At 62.1% G+C, this 16,561-nt stretch carries 23 protein-coding genes; all 23 read left to right on the top strand.

Going from position 1 to position 16,561, the window contains the following annotated elements:
• Positions 1-4: 4 nt before the first annotated feature.
• The 23 genes from rplN (at position 5) to hisB (ending at position 16,548) form a co-directional block, all read left to right on the top strand.
• Positions 5-370 carry a 50S ribosomal protein L14 gene (gene rplN, locus AC0MRV_RS04475; RefSeq protein WP_472763231.1) on the top strand — a complete coding sequence of 122 codons (366 nt, stop codon included), beginning with the start codon at positions 5-7 and terminating at the stop codon, positions 368-370.
• A gap of 1 nt (position 371) precedes the next feature.
• On the top strand, positions 372-644 hold the full coding sequence (rplX, locus tag AC0MRV_RS04480) for a 50S ribosomal protein L24 (protein ID WP_472763232.1): 273 nt from the start codon (positions 372-374) through the stop codon (positions 642-644).
• Positions 645-772: 128 nt separating this feature from the next.
• Entirely contained in the window at positions 773-1,345 is a 573-nt protein-coding gene (gene rplE, locus AC0MRV_RS04485) for a 50S ribosomal protein L5 (RefSeq protein WP_472763233.1), read from the top strand.
• A 13-nt stretch (positions 1,346-1,358) separates the two neighbouring features.
• Positions 1,359-1,664, top strand: coding sequence for a 30S ribosomal protein S14 (rpsN, locus tag AC0MRV_RS04490; RefSeq protein ID WP_472763234.1), 306 nt, complete (start codon positions 1,359-1,361; stop codon positions 1,662-1,664).
• Between the two features lie 87 nt (positions 1,665-1,751).
• A complete protein-coding gene (rpsH, locus tag AC0MRV_RS04495; protein ID WP_472763235.1) occupies positions 1,752-2,144 on the top strand; it encodes a 30S ribosomal protein S8 in 393 nt (130 codons plus the stop codon).
• Positions 2,145-2,159: 15 nt separating this feature from the next.
• Entirely contained in the window at positions 2,160-2,696 is a 537-nt protein-coding gene (rplF, locus tag AC0MRV_RS04500; protein ID WP_472763236.1) for a 50S ribosomal protein L6, read from the top strand.
• Positions 2,697-2,719: 23 nt separating this feature from the next.
• Entirely contained in the window at positions 2,720-3,082 is a 363-nt protein-coding gene (rplR, locus tag AC0MRV_RS04505) for a 50S ribosomal protein L18 (RefSeq protein WP_472763237.1), read from the top strand.
• A 13-nt stretch (positions 3,083-3,095) separates the two neighbouring features.
• Positions 3,096-3,734 (top strand): 30S ribosomal protein S5, encoded by a 639-nt coding sequence (gene rpsE, locus AC0MRV_RS04510; RefSeq protein ID WP_472763238.1) that lies wholly within the window; start codon positions 3,096-3,098, stop codon positions 3,732-3,734.
• Positions 3,735-3,822: 88 nt separating this feature from the next.
• Positions 3,823-4,272 (top strand): 50S ribosomal protein L15, encoded by a 450-nt coding sequence (gene rplO / locus AC0MRV_RS04515; protein WP_472763239.1) that lies wholly within the window; start codon positions 3,823-3,825, stop codon positions 4,270-4,272.
• A 120-nt stretch (positions 4,273-4,392) separates the two neighbouring features.
• Positions 4,393-5,898, top strand: coding sequence for a preprotein translocase subunit SecY (secY, locus tag AC0MRV_RS04520; RefSeq protein WP_472763240.1), 1,506 nt, complete (start codon positions 4,393-4,395; stop codon positions 5,896-5,898).
• Between the two features lie 60 nt (positions 5,899-5,958).
• Positions 5,959-6,381, top strand: a complete 423-nt coding sequence (locus AC0MRV_RS04525) for a nucleoside monophosphate kinase (protein WP_472763241.1) — start codon at positions 5,959-5,961, stop codon at positions 6,379-6,381.
• Positions 6,381-7,184 carry a type I methionyl aminopeptidase gene (gene map, locus AC0MRV_RS04530; RefSeq protein ID WP_472763242.1) on the top strand — a complete coding sequence of 268 codons (804 nt, stop codon included), beginning with the start codon at positions 6,381-6,383 and terminating at the stop codon, positions 7,182-7,184. Before AC0MRV_RS04525 ends, map begins: the two co-directional genes overlap by 1 nt.
• A gap of 57 nt (positions 7,185-7,241) precedes the next feature.
• Positions 7,242-7,613 (top strand): 30S ribosomal protein S13, encoded by a 372-nt coding sequence (gene rpsM / locus AC0MRV_RS04535; protein ID WP_472763243.1) that lies wholly within the window; start codon positions 7,242-7,244, stop codon positions 7,611-7,613.
• A 183-nt stretch (positions 7,614-7,796) separates the two neighbouring features.
• A complete protein-coding gene (rpsK, locus tag AC0MRV_RS04540; protein WP_472763930.1) occupies positions 7,797-8,183 on the top strand; it encodes a 30S ribosomal protein S11 in 387 nt (128 codons plus the stop codon).
• Positions 8,184-8,232: 49 nt separating this feature from the next.
• On the top strand, positions 8,233-8,844 hold the full coding sequence (gene rpsD / locus AC0MRV_RS04545) for a 30S ribosomal protein S4 (RefSeq protein WP_472763244.1): 612 nt from the start codon (positions 8,233-8,235) through the stop codon (positions 8,842-8,844).
• A 101-nt stretch (positions 8,845-8,945) separates the two neighbouring features.
• Entirely contained in the window at positions 8,946-9,950 is a 1,005-nt protein-coding gene (locus tag AC0MRV_RS04550) for a DNA-directed RNA polymerase subunit alpha (protein WP_472763245.1), read from the top strand.
• A 169-nt stretch (positions 9,951-10,119) separates the two neighbouring features.
• Positions 10,120-10,665 carry a 50S ribosomal protein L17 gene (rplQ, locus tag AC0MRV_RS04555; RefSeq protein WP_472763246.1) on the top strand — a complete coding sequence of 182 codons (546 nt, stop codon included), beginning with the start codon at positions 10,120-10,122 and terminating at the stop codon, positions 10,663-10,665.
• A 99-nt stretch (positions 10,666-10,764) separates the two neighbouring features.
• Complete coding sequence (locus AC0MRV_RS04560; protein ID WP_472763247.1) at positions 10,765-10,992, top strand: hypothetical protein; 228 nt, start codon at positions 10,765-10,767, stop codon at positions 10,990-10,992.
• A 71-nt stretch (positions 10,993-11,063) separates the two neighbouring features.
• The gene (guaA, locus tag AC0MRV_RS04565) at positions 11,064-12,602 is read left to right on the top strand and encodes a glutamine-hydrolyzing GMP synthase (protein ID WP_472763248.1); all 1,539 of its coding nucleotides are present in this window, start codon (positions 11,064-11,066) and stop codon (positions 12,600-12,602) included.
• A gap of 90 nt (positions 12,603-12,692) precedes the next feature.
• Positions 12,693-13,454, top strand: a complete 762-nt coding sequence (locus AC0MRV_RS04570; RefSeq protein ID WP_472763249.1) for a hypothetical protein — start codon at positions 12,693-12,695, stop codon at positions 13,452-13,454.
• 72 nt (positions 13,455-13,526) lie between these two features.
• Positions 13,527-14,822 carry a histidinol dehydrogenase gene (gene hisD, locus AC0MRV_RS04575; RefSeq protein ID WP_472763250.1) on the top strand — a complete coding sequence of 432 codons (1,296 nt, stop codon included), beginning with the start codon at positions 13,527-13,529 and terminating at the stop codon, positions 14,820-14,822.
• Positions 14,823-14,872: 50 nt separating this feature from the next.
• A complete protein-coding gene (gene hisC, locus AC0MRV_RS04580; protein ID WP_472763251.1) occupies positions 14,873-15,973 on the top strand; it encodes a histidinol-phosphate transaminase in 1,101 nt (366 codons plus the stop codon).
• Positions 15,952-16,548 (top strand): imidazoleglycerol-phosphate dehydratase HisB, encoded by a 597-nt coding sequence (gene hisB / locus AC0MRV_RS04585; protein WP_472763252.1) that lies wholly within the window; start codon positions 15,952-15,954, stop codon positions 16,546-16,548. The genes hisC and hisB overlap by 22 nt, the downstream gene beginning before the upstream one ends.
• Positions 16,549-16,561: the final 13 nt, after the last annotated feature.

Here is a 16,561-nt window from a genome sequence, read left to right on the forward strand (position 1 = left end):
CACCATGATCCAACTCCGTTCCGTTCTCGACATCGCCGACAACACCGGCGCGCGCAAGGCCCACATGATCTCCAAAAAAGGAGCAGGCCGCAACGTCGCCGCCGTCGGTGACATCATCACCGTCAACATCAAGGATAGCTCCACCGACGCTTCGGTGAAGAAGGGCGAGGTCGCCAAGGCCGTCGTCGTTCGCACCAAGGCGCCGATCCGTCGCGCCGACGGCAGCTACCTTCGCTTCGACTCCAACGCCATTGTTATCATCAACGCCGACGGCAACCCGAAGGGCACCCGCATCTTCGGCCCCGTCGCCCGTGAACTGCGCGCGAAGAACTTCATGAAGATCATCTCGCTCGCTCCGGAGGTCCTCTAACATGCAGAAATTCCACATCAAACGCGGCGACGACGTCGTCGTCATCGCCGGCGCCCACAAGGGCAAGACCGGCAAGGTGCTCGAACTCCTCCCGGCCAAGCAGCGTGCCCGCGTCGAGGGTGTCGCCATGGTCAAGCGCCACACGCGCAAGTCCGAGGAAAACCCGAACGGCGCCATCATCGAACGCGAAGGCTCCGTGCACGTGTCCAACCTCATGCTCAAGAGCCGCTACGACGCCTCCAAGAAGCGCGCCGTTGCCTCGGCCGAAGCCTGATTCCCGCGACCGCGCCACCCGGCAAGATAGCCCTTGCCAAAGCGGCGCGGCGACTGCGTTACTCGTCCTCTTTTTCCCGCAATTAACTCAATTGCCGCCGCTGGGTCGGTAATCCAGCGACATTTCCCATGAGCTCTTCCTACAATCCCGCCCTCAAGGCCCACTACAAAGACACGGTCGTTCCCGCTCTCAAAGAGAGCCGCGGTTATGACAACCCGCATCAGGTCCCCGGCCTGGTGAAGGTCTCGATCAACTCCGGTTTCGGCACCGACCTCGATAAGAATCAGATCGCGGACATCCTCCGCGACCTCGGCCTCATCGCCGGTCAGAAGCCCGTCACCGCCAAGGCCCGCAAGTCGGTCGCCAACTTCAAGCTCCGTCAGGGCCAAGTGATCGGCGCGCACGTCACCCTCCGCGGCGACGCCATGTGGGACTTCCTCTACCGTCTCATGGTGGTGGCCCTCCCGACCATCCGCGACTTCCGCGGGGTGCCGAGCCGCCTCGACGGCCAGGGCAACTACACGCTCGGCATCGCCGACTTCTCCATCTTCCCGGAAATCTCCGTCGAGAACGTGAAGCGCACCATCGGTTTCGACATCACCATCGTGACCACCGCCCAAAATGACGACGAAGGTCGCGAGCTGCTCAAGCTGCTCGGCATGCCCTTCCGTCGCGCCGCCGAAACCGCCCAAGCCGCCTAAGCCTTTTTTCGCCATGCCGAAGACCTCTGCCATTCACCGCAACCTCAAGCGCCAGAAGCTGGCTGCCAAATACGCCGCCAAGCGCGCTGAGTTGAAGGCCGCTCTCCTCAATCCGGAAACTTCCGACGAGGACTTCTTCGCCGCGCAAAAGAAGCTGCAAAAGCTTCCGCGCAATTCCTCCCCGGTTCGCGTCAAGAACCGCTGCTCCCTCAGCGGCCGCCCGCGTGCCTACATCCGCAAGTTTGGTGTCTCCCGTATCCAGTTCCGTGAACTCGCCCTCGCCGGCAAGATCCCGGGCGTCATCAAGTCTTCCTGGTAAATCCTTTCAGCCGATGGGGGTTCGTCCCGCACACCGCGGGGCCCGGATATGACCCACCGGCCGAGCTAAAAATAAACATCCACCCAAATGACTGATCCCATTGCAGATTTCCTGACGCGCCTGCGCAATGCCAGCCGCGCCCAGCTTGAGGAGTGCGTCGTTCCGCACTCCAAGCTCAAGGCCAGCCTCGCCGGCATCCTCAAGGCCGAAGGCTTCATCCAAGACGCCGAGGAGGGCACCGATGCCCGCGGCCACAAGACCCTCATCGTCAAGATGAAGTATGTCGGTGGCACCCCGGCCCTCACCGGCCTCAAGCGCGTGTCCACCCCGGGCCGCCGCCTCTACTATCGTTACACCGAGATTCCCCGTGTTCTGAACGGCCTCGGCATCAGCATTCTCTCCACCTCCCAAGGTCTCATGAAGGACCAGGACTGCCGCCGCAACAAGGCCGGTGGCGAGCTCCTCTGCAACATCTGGTAATAGGAGCCCACGACCATGAGCCGCATCGGCAAACAACCCGTTTCCATCCCGGACAAAGTCAAAGTCGACGTGTCCGGCCAAACCGTCTCCGTCGAGGGCCCCAAGGGTAAACTCGCCAAGACCTTCAACGCCGCCGCCAAGATCGCTGTCGAAGACAACGAGATCAAGGTGTCCCCGGCCGACAGCTCGCGCTTCGCCAATGCCATGTATGGCACGGCTCGCTCGATCATTGCCGGCATGGTGCAGGGCGTGACCGAGGGCTTCGTGAAGGATCTCGAGATCTCCGGCGTCGGTTTCAAAGCCGTCCTCAAGGGCAGCACGCTCGACCTCGCGTTGGGCTACTCCCACCCGATTCTCTACCCGGTGCCGGATGGCATCAAGGTGACCGTCACCGATCAGACCAAGGTCAAGGTCGAGGGCGTTGACAAGCAGCTGGTCGGCGAAGTCGCCGCCAACATCCGCTCCTACTACCCGGCCGAGCCCTACAAGGGCAAGGGCGTCAAATACTCCGACGAGCGCGTCCGCCGTAAGGAAGGCAAGACCGTCGCCTAACGCCCAGAAAGGTAACCGCACCCATGAAAACGATTCAAAAAGCCAAGCTTCTCCAGAAGCGCAAATGGCGCATTCGCAAGAAAGTGACCGGCACCGCCGAGCGTCCGCGCCTTTCCGTCAAATTCACCTCCAAGCACATCTACGCCCAGGCCATCGACGACGAAGCCGGCAAGACCTTGGTCTACCTGTCCAGCCTCGACGCCGAGCTGCGCAAGCAGAACCTCTCCGCCAACGTTGCCGGAGCCGAGGCCCTCGCCAAGGCCTTCGCCGCCAAGGCGAGCGCCGCCGGTCTCTCCGATGTGGTCTTCGACCGCAACGGCGCCCGCTACCACGGCAAGGTCAAGGTGTTCGCCGACGCCGCCCGCGAAGGCGGTCTGAAATTCTAAGCACGACATGGCCATGAGCACTCCTTCCGCCAATCCTTCCAACAACTCTCCCGCCGGCCAGAATCGTGGTCCCGGTGGCGGTCGTGGCCCCGGTGGCCATAACCGCGGTCCGGGTGGTCCCCGTCGTGACGGTCGTCGCGGTGGTCGCGACAACGCCCCGTCCCAAGACGACGGTCCCGAGCTTTTCGAGAAGGTCGTTTTCATCAACCGCTGCGCCAAGGTCGTCAAAGGTGGTCGCCGTTTCAGCTTCTCCGCCCTCGTGGTGGTCGGCGACGGCAAGGGCCAGGTCGGCGTTTCCCTCGGCAAAGCCAACGAGGTCCCCGAGGCCATTCGCAAGGGCACCGAAGGCGCCCGCAAGCGTATGACCAAGGTCGAGATCAAGAACGACACCATCCCGCACGAGGCCTTTGGCATCGCCGACGGTGGCAAGGTTCTCATCCGTCCGGCCACCCCCGGCACGGGCCTCATCGCCGGTGGCGGTGTGCGCGCCGTCCTCGAGGCCGCTGGCGTCCACAACGTGCTGACCAAGTCCCTCGGTTCCAACAACCACCAGGCCGTGGTCAACGCCACCTTCGACGCGCTCAAGCAGCTCCGCAATCGCGACACCATCAAGGCCCTCCGCGCGCCCATCGAGGCGAGTGCGGACGCCTGATCCGTCGTTTTTCCGATCTCTTCCAAACCACTAATCCGAGTCCCGGCCGGCGCGAACGCCTGCCGGGGCGTCCATTGAGGAAACTGATATGAAACTCCACGAACTGAAGAACGTTAAAGGTGCTGTGCACCGCAGGAAACGGGTCGGCTGCGGCGAAGGCGGCGGCCACGGTAAGACCTCCGGTCGCGGCGGTAAGGGCCAGACGGCTCGCTCCGGCGGCGGCATCCGCATCGGTTTTGAAGGTGGCCAAATGCCCCTCTACCGTCGTCTCCCGCACCGCGGCTTCAACCAATTCAACTTCCGCACCGAGCCGGCCGTCCTGAACGTCGGCGACCTCGCTCGCCTCGACGACTCCGTCACCGAGGTCAACGCTGAGGTGCTCGCCAAGGCTGGCATCATCCGCGCTGGTGAGACTTACGTGAAGGTTTTGGCCGACGGCGAAATCAGCCGCGCGCTCAAGATCACTGCGAGCAAGTTCTCCGCTGCCGCCAAGGCCAAGATCGAAGCGGCCGGCGGTGAAGCCATCGTGGCGGAGTAAGCTCCGCCGAATTTTTGATTTTCGATTCTCGATCTCCGACCGGGCCGCGTGAGCGGCAAACGGGTTGGAAGAGGGAATCGAAAATCGGGAATCCAAAATCGAAAATTTCAAAAATCCCCCGTGCTCTCTGCCTTTACGAACTCGCTGAAGATTCCTGAGCTCCGCCAGCGTATCTTCTATACGTTGTCGTTGCTGTTCATCGCTCGCGTGGCGGCCGTCGTGCCGCTGCCCGGTCTCGATCCGGCGCCGCTCAAGGCGTTCTTCGCCGATCAAACGGCCGCAGGTGGTGGGGCGCTCGTTGGACTCTACAACATGTTCACGGGTGGTGCGCTCGTGCAAGGGGCGATCGGCGCTCTGGGCATCATGCCCTACATCAGTGCCTCGATTATCTTCCAGCTCATGACGGCGGTGGTTCCGGCGCTCAGCCGCCTCCAACAGGAAGGCGATGTGGGGCGTCAGAAGCTGACCCAATACACGCGCTATGCGACGGTCTTGATCTGTCTGGTGCAGGGCACCCTGCTCATTCTCGCGCTGGAGAATCCTGCCCGTCTCTTTTCTGGTTACGACATCAACGCCTACGGTGATATCGTGATCGTGAGCAAGGTATGGTTCCTCATTACCTCGGTGATCATCATGACGGCCGGCACCATGCTGCTGATGTGGCTCGGTGAGCAGATCACCCAGCGCGGCATCGGTAACGGTGTGTCGCTCTTGATCACGGTCGGTATCTTGGCGGATATCCCGGGCGCCGCGCAGGCCACCTATCAGCTCTTCTTCGCTCCGGTTGGGGTGCAGACGCTGGGCCTGCCGCAGGGGCTGATCATGTTCGGTCTCTTTATCGCCGTCACCATGGGTATTGTCATGGTCGTGCAGGGGCAGCGGAAGATCCCGGTCCAATACGCCAAGCGCGTGGTCGGCAACAAGGTGATGGGCGGGCAGAGCTCCTTCATGCCGCTCAAGGTGAACTATTCCGGCGTCATGCCGGTGATCTTCGCCAGCGCCATTCTGATGTTCCCGCAGCAGATCATGTCGCAGCTGGGCGCCGCGGTGGGCTGGGATTTCCTGGTGGAGTTCGCCAACAACCTGTTGCGCGGTCACTGGGTTTACTACGCCGGCTTCGGTTTCCTCATCCTTTTCTTCAGCTACTTCTGGGTATCGGTGATGTTCAAGCCGATCCAGATCGCGGACGACCTGAAGAAATACGGTGGTTACATCCCGGGCGTGCGTCCCGGTGAGCCGACGGCCAAGTTCCTCGACTTCATCATGACGCGTCTGACTCTCGCCGGCGCGATCTTCCTAACCATTATCGCCGTGTTGCCGGACGTGCTCCTCTTCGAGCTCAACGTCCCGCAGCGCATTGCCATCTTCTTTGGTGGCACCGGCATGCTCATCACCGTGGGCGTCGTGCTCGACACGATGCGTCAGATCGAAACCTTCCTCCTTCAGCGTCACTACGACGGCTTCCTGAAGAAGGGGAGGGTGCGCGCTCGCTCCGCCGGTCAAACCCGCGCTGGTGCAACGAGTGATGCTGCCAGCGCCGAGGCGGTGACCAAGCTGGTCACGATCATGTGCACCCTGCTCGGTCTCGGTCTCGCCATCTGGCTTTGGCGTCAGTTCGGCGGCTAAAAATAGCACTTTACTTTGGCGTCGGCGGTCTCCACGTTCTGCCCCCTTTCGCTTGGCGGAATGCCCGCCAAGGCCAAGGTCCTTGTCCTTGGTTCATCGTCACCGGCCCTGGCCGAACGATCCCGTTCTTTGAATTTCGAGCACGTCTCTGCTGCTGAACTGATTCAGCAGGAGATTTCGCGTCGCACGCCCATCGGCCAAGCTGCTGAGCGTGCCCGGGAAAAGGGGCAACCCCTTCCCGAGACCAAACTGCTCGGCGTCATGCGTCGGTGGTTCTGGGCGCGCAAACCCGATGCGGGCTTCGTCCTCACGGACTTCCCGGCTACGTTGCTCCAAGCAAAAGTATTCGACGAGTGGCTCGAGACTCGCGGTTCATCCCTCACAGCTTGTGCTTGGGATGCGCACTCGGCTTCCGAACTCGTCGAGCATTATCGCACCCAAGGCATCGACCTGATCGATGCCACCCAACTCCTCGCCGCCTGATGGCTATTCCGATCAAAAATGGACCTGCCATCGAAAAGATGCGTGAGGCGAGTGCGATTGCCGCGACGGTGCTCTACACCTTAAAAGAGCATGTCGCGCCCGGGATCACCACCTACGACTTGGACCAAATTGGCCGTGAGCTCATGACGAAGCTCGGCGCTCGCAGTGCCTGTTACGGCTACCAGATCGGCTCGCGCCGATTTCCTGCTTACACCTGCCTGTCGGTGAACGACGAAGTTGTTCACGGCATCGGCAGCATGAAACGGGTGTTGGCCGACGGTGACATCATCGCGCTCGACGTGGTGGTGGAATACCAGGGCTACATTGGCGACAACGCCATCACCGTGCCGGTTGGAGCCATCTCCAAGCAGCGCCAGAAACTGCTACGCGTCACCGAAGAAGCCCTCCGGCTCGGCATTGCCCAAGCCACGGTCGGCAATCGGATCGGCGACATCTCCTTTGCGGTGCAAAACCACGTTGAGCGCAACGGCTTCAGTGTCGTGCGCGACATGGTTGGCCACGGGGTGGGGGTCTCGATGCACGAGGAACCCCAGATTCCGAACTTTGGCCGCCGCGGCAAAGGTGAGGTCATCCGTCCCGGCATGACCCTCGCCATCGAGCCGATGGTCAACGTCGGCAACTGGCGCACCAAGACCCTGCGCGACGGCTGGACGATTTCCACCGTCGATAATTCCGACTCCGCTCACTTCGAACACACGGTGCTCACCACCGAACAAGGCCCTGAGATCCTCACAATCCCGAACCTTGATTCGTCTCCGACGGTTCACGCCCTCCTGGCCTGAGCCGCCCTGCCTTTTCTCACACACTAAACTTCCCTCCAACACCCAACTCCTTCCATCATGCCTCGTCTCCTTGGCGTCGACATTCCCGCGAAGAAGAAGCTCTCCTACGCCCTTCGCTACATTTACGGTATCGGTCCTCAGCGGGCCGACCTGATCGTGCAGGAAACCGGACTCGATCCGGACATGCGCGCCAACGATCTGAATGAGGAACAGCTCAATCAGATCCTCAATGTGATCACCGAGCACAAGTGGGTCGTCGAAGGCGATCTGCGCCGTGAGATCACCGGTAACCTCAAGCGTCTCCAGGCCATCGGTTGCTACCGTGGTCTCCGTCATCGCCGCAGCCTCCCGGTTCGCGGTCAACGCACCAAGACCAACAGCCGCACCCGCAAGGGCCCGCGTCGCACGGTCGGTGTCACCAAGAAATAATCCTTTTCCCTCACCGTCATGGCCGAAGAGAAATCCCAACCCGAAAACGAAACCAAGCCCGCCGCCGCCGCTCCCGAGGGTGCCGCGCCGGAAGGTGCTGCCGAGGCTCCCGCTGAAAAGAAGGTCGAGCTCGTCGGTGGCGTGCCGAAGCAGCCCACCGCTGAAGACCTCCTCAAGGAAGAGTTGGGCGCGGTCAAAATCCGCAAGGCCAAGGGCTCGAAGAACATCACCTCCGGTGTCGTTTCCGTCCTCGCTTCCTTCAACAACACCATCGTTTCGATCACCGATCCGAAGGGCGCCGTGATCTCCTGGTCCAGCGCCGGCAAGTGCAACTTCCGCGGTTCCCGCAAGTCCACTGCCTACGCCGCCCAGATCGTCGCCCAGGACGCCGCCCGCGCCGCCATGGCTCACGGTCTCAAGGACGTCGTGATCAAAGTGTCCGGTCCCGGCCTCGGTCGTGATTCCGCCGTGCGCGCCATCCAGGCGATCGGCCTCGAGGTGACCTCCATCATCGACGTCACCCCGGTCCCGCACAACGGCTGCCGCCCCCGCAAGCGTCGCCGCGTCTAAGCGAGCACCGCGCAACTCAATCCATTTCAATAAATAAGGATAACATCCCATGGCTCGTTACATCGGACCCACCACCCGCCTCAGCCGCCGCTTCGGCCAGCCGCTGTTTGGCGCCACCAAGGCCTACGAGAAGCGTTCCTACCCGCCCGGCCAGCACGGTCCCCGTCTCCGCCGCAAAAAGTCGGAATACGCGATCGGCCTCGATGAGAAGCAGAAGCTGCGTTACGTCTACGGCCTCCTCGAGCGCCAGTTCCGCCGCACCTTTGAGAAGGCCAAGCGCGAGAAGGGCGTTACCGGTGAGCGCTTCCTGCAGCTCCTCGAAACCCGCCTCGACAGCACCGTCTACTCGCTCGGCTTCGCCAAGACCCGTGCCGCCGCCCGTCAGCTGGTCAACCACGGCCACGTGCGCGTCAACGGTCGCAAGGTCGACATCTCCTCCTACACCGTCGTCGCCGGCGATGAGGTGATGATCAAGGACACGCCGACCTCCCGCCAGATCGCCACCCGCAATCTGGAAGAGACCCGCGCTCGCAACGTCCCGGGCTGGCTCACGCTCAACCCCGAGACCTACACCGGTGTCGTCAATCGCCTGCCGACCCGTGAAGAAATGACCCAGGACATCAACGAGCAGCTCATCGTTGAGTTCTACTCGCGCTTCTGATCGGCGCTGCCCGCTTGGTTGGGGGAGCAGGTTGGTATTGAAGAAATCCAGCCGCTCCGCCTAAACCTCACTCTTTGTTTTAAAACTTCTCCATCAATATCATGCCAAAACGCCTCGGTAAGTTCGAACTCCCCAACAAGCTCACGAAGGTGGAGGAAGGCTCCACCGCCACCTACGGCAAGTTCATCGCCGAGCCTTTCGAGGCCGGTTATGGCCATACGATCGGCAACTCCCTCCGCCGCGTGCTCCTCAGCTCCATCGAGGGTGCCGCCATCGCCTCGATCAAGATTGAGGGTGTCAACCACGAGTTCCAGAGCGTCGACGGCATCGTCGAGGACGTCACCGACATCGTGCTCAACCTCAAGAAGGTGTTGATCGTCTCGACCGCCAACCGCGACGAGGTCGTGCTGTCCATCAAGGTGGATCGTGAAGGTCCTGTGACCGCCGCCGACATCCAGGCCGACGCCAACATCACCATCGTCAATCCGGAACAGGTCATCTGCACCATCGACAAGGCCCAGACCTTTGAGGCCGAAATCACCGTCAAGACCGGTCGCGGTTATTGCCCGGGCGAGCTCAACAAAAAGGAAGAACAGGCCATCGGTGTCATCCCGATCGATTCGCTCTTCTCGCCGGTCAAGCTCGTCAAGTATGCCGTGGAGAACACCCGCGTGGGTCAGATCACGGACTACGACAAGCTCATCCTCGAGATCTGGACCGATGGTCGCATTTCCCCGGACGATGCCCTGAAGCAGGCCGGCTCCATCCTCAAGCACCACCTCGACGTGTTCGACCGTGTGTCGGAAGAGGCCTACGAATTCGACAACCAGCAGTCCGAGGTCAGCGAGGAGCAGAACAAGCTCCGCAAACTCCTCAACATGTCGGTCAACGAGATCGAGCTCTCCGTCCGCGCGGCCAATTGCTTGAACAACGCGAACATCACCACGGTCGGCGAACTCGCCATGAAGACCGAGCAGGAGATGCTCAAGTATCGCAACTTCGGCAAGAAGTCGCTCAACGAAATCAAGGAGAAGCTCGAGGCCCTCGGTCTTTCGCTCGGCATGAAGTTCGACGAGCGTCTTCTCGATTCGAAGAAGGAAATCTAAGGTCTTTTGGATTTTTGAATTCGGATTTTCGATTGCTGCGGCGGTCGAGAATCCGAATCGAAATTCGAGAATCCAGAATCGAAAATCCCTTGGTCTTCGCGCCGCCGTGCCGCTCAACGCTGCAGCCCGGTAGCCGATCGGAGATCACCCACCACCAAACCACACCACAATGCGTCACAAAATTCATCGCCAGTCCCTCGGCGTTACCCGCGAGCACCGCGCGGCCATGTTGTCCAACATGTCCGTCTCCCTGATCACCCATGGTCGGATTAAGACGACCCTGACCAAGGCCAAGGCCCTGCGTCCCTTCATTGAGAAGGTCGTCACCAAGGCCAAGAAGGCTCACGCCAAGACCGAGCAGAAGGATAAGTTGCACCTGCGCCGTCTCGCTCTCCGCGATGTGCGCGACACCGCCGCGATCAACCTGCTCTTCGACGACAAGGTCTCGGAGTTCCTCAATCGTCCGGGCGGCTACACCCGCATCTACAAGCTCGGCGCCCGTATCGGCGACGCGGCCGAGATGGCCCTCATCGAATTCGTGAAGGCCGACGATCCGGGTTACAAGAAGCCGAAGAAGAAGGCCGCCAAGGCGAAGCAGGAAGCCGCTCCGGCTCCGGCCGCGGTGGAAGAGGCTGCTCCGGCGGCCGAAGAGGCGCCCGCCGCCGAGGCTGAGGCCGCCGAGGCTCCGGCTACCGAAGAAGAGAAGAAGGACTAAGCGTCCGACTCGCTCCGAATCTTTCGACGCCGTTCCGCTTGCGCGGAACGGCGTTTTGCTTTGTCCCGGTGCCCTCTGCGTGCACACGCTCGTCGACTCATGATCGATCTCACCACCGCCGCTGTCGTCTACTGTCTCGGGCTCGCGGCGTTTTTTCTCGGTTTGTGGATCTATTATGATCGGCGGGATCACGCTCGTTTTGAGGCAGAGAAGCGCAAGACGATCTTTCACTGCGTGCGCTGCGACGAGGTGTATTCGACCCGGGGTAGGGTGGACGCCGCGGTCTGCCCGCGTTGCGGCCATGAAAACGGCCGTCTTCGGTTCTAGACGAAGGCACGAAAACCCGTTCACGGTGCTTCGCCTCTTGATTCCGGCATAACGGGTGCTTTTGCTCCCCCATGGCTCAGACGATTGCCGTCCTCGATTTCGGTTCCCAATACACGCAGGTCATTGCGCGTCGCATTCGTGAGTGCGAGGTCTACTCCAAGATCTACCACTACACGACCTCAGCTGAGGAGCTGAAGAAGGACGGTGTCATCGGCATCATCCTGTCCGGCGGCCCCAACAGCGTTTTCGCCAAGGATGCGCCGATTCCCGACAAAGCCGTTTTTGAAATGGGCGTGCCGGTGCTCGGCATCTGTTACGGTCTGCAACTCATGGGCAAGATGCTCGGCGGCAAAGTGGCCAAGAGCAAAGAGCGTGAGTTTGGCCACGGCACCCTCACCATCACCAAACCCGGCCGCCTCTTCCGCAAGCTGCCGCGCAAACTGCGGGTCTGGAATTCCCACGGCGACAAGGTCACCGAATTACCCCCCGGTTTCGCCCCCATCGGCACGACGGACAACTCGCCGTTTGCCGTCATTGAAGACCGCAAGCGCGACTTCTACGGCATCCAGTTTCACCCGGAGGTTTTCCACACCGAGCGCGGCGTGGACGTCATCCGCAACTACCTCGTGAATGTCTGTGGTGCGGCCCAGGACTGGACCACCAAGGATTACATCAAGCATTCCGTGAAGGAGATCCGGAAAACCGTTGGCAAGTCCCGGGTCATTCTCGGCCTCTCCGGTGGGGTTGACTCCTCTGTAGCGGCCGCGCTGATACACAAGGCCATCGGCAAGCAGCTCACCTGTGTCTTCGTCGACAACGGTCTGCTGCGCAAGGGCGAGCGCGAGGCGGTGGAAAAGCTCTATGGCGACCACTTCCACATCGATCTGCGCGTGGTTGACGCTTCGAAGCTCTTTCTGCGCCGCCTGAAGGGCGTCGAGGAGCCCGAGCAGAAGCGCAAGATCATCGGCCGCACCTTCGTCGAGGTTTTCGAGAAGTCGCTCAAGTCGATCGGTCACGCCGACTACCTGGCGCAGGGCACGCTCTATCCGGACGTCATCGAGTCGGTCGCCATCGGCAACAACCCGGCGGCTCTGATCAAGAGCCATCACAACGTCGGCGGTTTGCCGGAGCGCATGAAACTCAAGTTGCTCGAGCCGCTGCGCGAACTCTTCAAGGACGAGGTCCGCGCCGTCGGCGCTGCGCTCGGCCTGCCGCGCGAGGTGGTGTGGCGTCAACCCTTCCCGGGTCCGGGTCTTGGAGTTCGCGTGCTCGGCGCCATCACGAAGGACAAACTCGAAGTGCTCCGCGAATCGGATGCCATTCTCATCGAGGAGATGAAGCGGACCGAACTTTACTGGAAAACCTGGCAGTCGTTCTGCGTCTTCCTGCCGGTGAAGTCGGTCGGCGTCATTGGCGACGAACGGAACTATTCGTGGGTGATCGCGGTCCGCGTCGTGGAAAGCATCGATGCCATGACCGCCGACTGGTCGCGCCTGCCTTACGATCTGCTCCAACGCATTTCCAACCGCATCACCAACGAGGTGCGCGAGGTCTCCCGCGTGGTGTTGGACATCAGTTCGAAGCCGCCCGCGACCATCGAATGGGAGTGAGCGCCGCCACGGTGCTTCCCGTCACTTGCAATCCCGCCGTCGATCACTGATCTTCGGCGCTCCCCTAACGTCCTGTCTCGTTCGCGCACCATGAACTCCCTTCGTCGTCTTCCCCTCCTGCTTGCCCTCACCGCCCTGCCAGCCTTGGCCGATTCTGCGGCGGTGATTGCCAAGGCCCGTGCCTATCTGGGCGGTGATGCCGCTCTCAACAGCGTCAAATCGGTGCACTACCACGGTCAGCTGGAGTCCACCGTCACACCGGCCGAAGGAGAGCCGCAGACCGACCGCGCGGAGATTGAGATCATCTTCGCGAAACCCTTCTACCAACGCATCGCCATCAGCACGGACGAAAAGTCCGAAGTGACCGCACTTGATACCTACGAAGCCTGGCAAAAGGTGGAGAATCCGGCCAACCCCTCGCAGTGGCGCATGTCCCTGCTCGACACCCCGCAGGTTCGTCGCCTCCGCGCCAATACCTGGGAAAACCTCGCCTTCTTTGCGGGTTTGGAAAAGCAGGGCGGCAAAGTGACCGACGGCGGACTCGTGGAGCGCGACGGCCAGCAGCTGCACCAGCTCTCCTTCGACCACGGTTACGGCATCGTTTTCCACCGCTTCTTCGATCCGGCGACCGGCGAGCTCATCGTGAGCGAAACCGACAACGGCGCGATCATTCGCGAAGAGGGCGAGACCATGGTGCAAGGGATTCGTTTTCCCGGTGAGGTGGTCACCATCTCCCGCCGGGCCGACGGCGGCAGTTCACAGGTTCGCGTGGTCTTCGACAAAGTGACGATCAACGAGACGTTTTCGGCCGACCTCTTCCGCGTGCCGTCCGTTGCGCCGAAGACCAACTGATTTCGGCTCGAGCTTTTTCCGGCTGGCCCGTCGTGGCCGTCGGCGCTAACGCTGACCGGTTTCCTTCCAACCGTGCGCCTGATCAACTTTGCCTCCAAGTCCGCTCGTCGCGACCTCGCCGCCTTTTGCGCCGGTGCGGTCGTGCCGCCGGAGATCGTAGACAGCGTGGCCGCGATCCTTGCCGATGTGCGGGAACGCGGTGACGCCGCTGTGGCCGACTACGCGCATCGCTTCGACGGTGCCTCGCTCAAGCCGAGTCAATTCCGCGTGCGCCCGGCGCAACTTGCCGCTGCCGTCAAACGCCTGCCCGCCGACCAGCTGAAGGCGATGAAGGCGGCGCTCGCCAACATCCGGGCCTACAACCAGCAGGGCCTGCCGCAGAATTGGACCAGCACCAACGCGCAGGGCGCCGAGGTGGGGGAGCGTCATCATCCGATTCGCCGTGTCGGCCTCTATGTCCCGGGTGGTGAAGTGCCGCTCGTGTCGACCGTGCTCATGACCGCAAGCCTCGCGAAGATCGCGGGATGTCCCGAGATCGCAGTGTTCACCCCCTCCAACGCCAAAGGGAAGGTGGCCGACGGACTGCTGGCTGCGCTGCACCTGATCGGCGTCGACGAGGTGTATCGCATTGGCGGCGTGCATGCGATTGGGGCCATGGCCTACGGCACCAAAACGATTCCCGCGGTCGACAAAGTTTATGGGCCCGGCAACGCCTACACCTGCGAAGCCAAGCGTCAGGTTTTTGGCACCGTGGGCGTCGATAGTCTCCCGGGCCCCAGCGAGGTCATGGTCATCGCCGACGAATCGGCGCGCGTCGACTTCGCGGCCGCCGATCTGCTGGCGCAGGCCGAACATGGTTCCGGTCGCGAGAAGATCTACCTTGTGACCAAGACCCGTGCGATCGCGGATGCCATTCACGCCGCAGTGCAGGCCCAGCTCCCGTCGCTCGGCCGCAATGTCAAAGCCGAGCGGGTGCTCGATGCCGGTTTCCTGACCGTTGTCGCGGACTCGCCCGAAGCGATGACAGAGGTCGCCAACTACGTCGCGCCGGAACACCTTGAGTTGTTGGTCAAGCCCGCGACCGCCAAGAAGCTTGAGCGGACGATCACGACCGCCGGCGCCATGATGATCGGCAACCTCACCGCGACGGCGCTGGGTGACTTCACCGCCGGTCCGAGTCACGTGCTGCCGACGGGTCGTGCCGGACGTTTCTTCAGCGGTCTTCGAGTGGCCGATTTCCTGCGCCGCACCAGCATCATCCGTTACGACGAGCAGTCGATCGCCGCCGGCGCCAAGGTGGTTGCCGCCTTTGCCAAGATGGAGCAGCTCGACGCCCACGGTCGCAGTGCGACCATGCGCGTCGAGTAGGGCCACACCTTGAGCGAGGCCGCGCCTGCGCCGTATCTCCTTTCGCCACCATGTCCACGCCTTCCGAACTCGCCCGACCACACGTGCCGGCTTTGCATGCCTACACGCCGGGCCTGCAGCCGACCGAGGCGGGCTGGATCAAGCTCAACACCAATGAGTGCCCCTACCCGCCGAGCCCCCGCGTGGCCGAGGCGATCGCGGCGGAACTGAGCGATGGCGGCGCGAAGCTGCGCCTCTACCCGAGTCCGACCAGTGCGCCGTTGCGGGCCCAGATCGCGAAACTGCACGGCGTCGCGCCAGAGCAGGTCATCGTGGGCAACGGGTCCGATGACATTCTCAACCTTCTCGTGCGCGTCTTTGGCGGGGCCGGGGAGTCGACGGGTTTCACGCTGCCGAGCTACTCCCTCTACCCGGTGCTGATCGCGATCCAGGACGGCGGCAACGAGGTGATCGAGTTTGACCGCAGCATGCGCCTTCCGGTCGCTCGCCTCGCCCAGTCCGGAGCAAAAGCCTTCTTCCTCACTTCACCCAACGCGCCGACCGGCGTCGGCTTTAGCAACGCGGAATTGCGCGAGGTGCTCGATGCCTTCCCCGGCATGCTGGTGGTCGATGAAGCCTATGCGCCGTTTGCGGAGGAGAATGCGGTGTCGCTTCTCGCTGAGTATCCCAACCTCGTCGTCGTGCGCACGCTCTCCAAAGCGCACGCGCTCGCCGGCCTGCGCGTGGGTTACGCCCTCGCCGCGGCGGAGACGATCGGGCTGCTCGATCGCGTGCGGGACAGTTACAACGTCAACCGCCTCTCCCAGGTCGCGGCGGCGGCGGCGCTGGCCGACGCTTCTTATTACGCCGCCATCATCGGTAAGATCAAACGCACGCGTGACCACTGGGCGATGGAGTGGGCGGAGCGCGATTGGTTCATCTACCGGTCGGCGACCAATTTCCTTTTTGTCGAGCCGCGCAACGGTGCCGGCGAAGCCGGACCCGAAGTCGCGGCGTCGCTTTTTAAGTTCCTGCAGACGCGCAAAATCCTCGTCCGCGCCTTCCCGAGCCACGCCTTGACCGCATCCTTCCTGCGAATCAGCGTCGGCACCGACGACGAGATGCTCGCCGTCGATGAAGCAATTCAAGCATGGCTGACCAACGCACCGTAACCGTATCGCGCAAAACCGCGGAAACCGACATCGAGCTCACCTTCGCCGTCGATGGCACCGGCGTGGCCGAGGTGGCCACCGGCGTGCCGTTTTTCGACCACATGCTCACGCTGTTCGCAAAGCACGGCCTCTTCGATTTGAAGATCCGCTGCGACGGCGATGTGGACGTCGATTATCACCACACGGTGGAGGACGTCGGCCTGGTGCTCGGCGACGCGCTCAAGCAGGCGCTGGGGGACAAGAAAGGCATCCGGCGCTACGGCTTTTTCCTGCTGCCAATGGACGAATCGCTGGCTCGCGTGGTCGTCGACATCGGCGGCCGCCCGCACCTCGTTTACAGTGCGGAGGCGCCCACCATGTTTGTGCGCGACTTCAACATCGTGCTGGTGAAGGAATTTTGCCGCGCCTTCAGCAACGCGCTGGGCGCCAACCTGCATGTGCAGCTGATTTACGGCGAAGAACCGCACCACGTCGCCGAAGCCATCTTCAAGGGCCTCGCCCGCGCGCTCGATATTGCGACGTCGATTGATCCGCGCGCGGCCGACAGCCTGCCGTCGACCAAGGGCCTGATCTAAACGCTCAGCGATT

It is taken from the genome of Actomonas spartinae (genome assembly GCF_051209155.1).
Lineage (GTDB): Bacteria > Verrucomicrobiota > Verrucomicrobiia > Opitutales > Opitutaceae > Actomonas.

What these genes read in the sequence shown, in the direction of transcription:
- rplN (WP_472763231.1), top strand. Translation starts at nt 5, where the DNA reads ATGATCCAACTCCGTTCCGTTCTCGACATCGCCGACAACACCGGCGCG.
- rplX (WP_472763232.1), top strand. Translation starts at nt 372, where the DNA reads ATGCAGAAATTCCACATCAAACGCGGCGACGACGTCGTCGTCATCGCC.
- rplE (WP_472763233.1), top strand. Translation starts at nt 773, where the DNA reads ATGAGCTCTTCCTACAATCCCGCCCTCAAGGCCCACTACAAAGACACG.
- rpsN (WP_472763234.1), top strand. Translation starts at nt 1,359, where the DNA reads ATGCCGAAGACCTCTGCCATTCACCGCAACCTCAAGCGCCAGAAGCTG.
- rpsH (WP_472763235.1), top strand. Translation starts at nt 1,752, where the DNA reads ATGACTGATCCCATTGCAGATTTCCTGACGCGCCTGCGCAATGCCAGC.
- rplF (WP_472763236.1), top strand. Translation starts at nt 2,160, where the DNA reads ATGAGCCGCATCGGCAAACAACCCGTTTCCATCCCGGACAAAGTCAAA.
- rplR (WP_472763237.1), top strand. Translation starts at nt 2,720, where the DNA reads ATGAAAACGATTCAAAAAGCCAAGCTTCTCCAGAAGCGCAAATGGCGC.
- rpsE (WP_472763238.1), top strand. Translation starts at nt 3,096, where the DNA reads ATGAGCACTCCTTCCGCCAATCCTTCCAACAACTCTCCCGCCGGCCAG.
- rplO (WP_472763239.1), top strand. Translation starts at nt 3,823, where the DNA reads ATGAAACTCCACGAACTGAAGAACGTTAAAGGTGCTGTGCACCGCAGG.
- AC0MRV_RS04525 (WP_472763241.1), top strand. Translation starts at nt 5,959, where the DNA reads ATGCCCGCCAAGGCCAAGGTCCTTGTCCTTGGTTCATCGTCACCGGCC.
- map (WP_472763242.1), top strand. Translation starts at nt 6,381, where the DNA reads ATGGCTATTCCGATCAAAAATGGACCTGCCATCGAAAAGATGCGTGAG.
- rpsM (WP_472763243.1), top strand. Translation starts at nt 7,242, where the DNA reads ATGCCTCGTCTCCTTGGCGTCGACATTCCCGCGAAGAAGAAGCTCTCC.
- rpsD (WP_472763244.1), top strand. Translation starts at nt 8,233, where the DNA reads ATGGCTCGTTACATCGGACCCACCACCCGCCTCAGCCGCCGCTTCGGC.
- AC0MRV_RS04550 (WP_472763245.1), top strand. Translation starts at nt 8,946, where the DNA reads ATGCCAAAACGCCTCGGTAAGTTCGAACTCCCCAACAAGCTCACGAAG.
- rplQ (WP_472763246.1), top strand. Translation starts at nt 10,120, where the DNA reads ATGCGTCACAAAATTCATCGCCAGTCCCTCGGCGTTACCCGCGAGCAC.
- AC0MRV_RS04560 (WP_472763247.1), top strand. Translation starts at nt 10,765, where the DNA reads ATGATCGATCTCACCACCGCCGCTGTCGTCTACTGTCTCGGGCTCGCG.
- guaA (WP_472763248.1), top strand. Translation starts at nt 11,064, where the DNA reads ATGGCTCAGACGATTGCCGTCCTCGATTTCGGTTCCCAATACACGCAG.
- AC0MRV_RS04570 (WP_472763249.1), top strand. Translation starts at nt 12,693, where the DNA reads ATGAACTCCCTTCGTCGTCTTCCCCTCCTGCTTGCCCTCACCGCCCTG.
- hisC (WP_472763251.1), top strand. Translation starts at nt 14,873, where the DNA reads ATGTCCACGCCTTCCGAACTCGCCCGACCACACGTGCCGGCTTTGCAT.
- hisB (WP_472763252.1), top strand. Translation starts at nt 15,952, where the DNA reads ATGGCTGACCAACGCACCGTAACCGTATCGCGCAAAACCGCGGAAACC.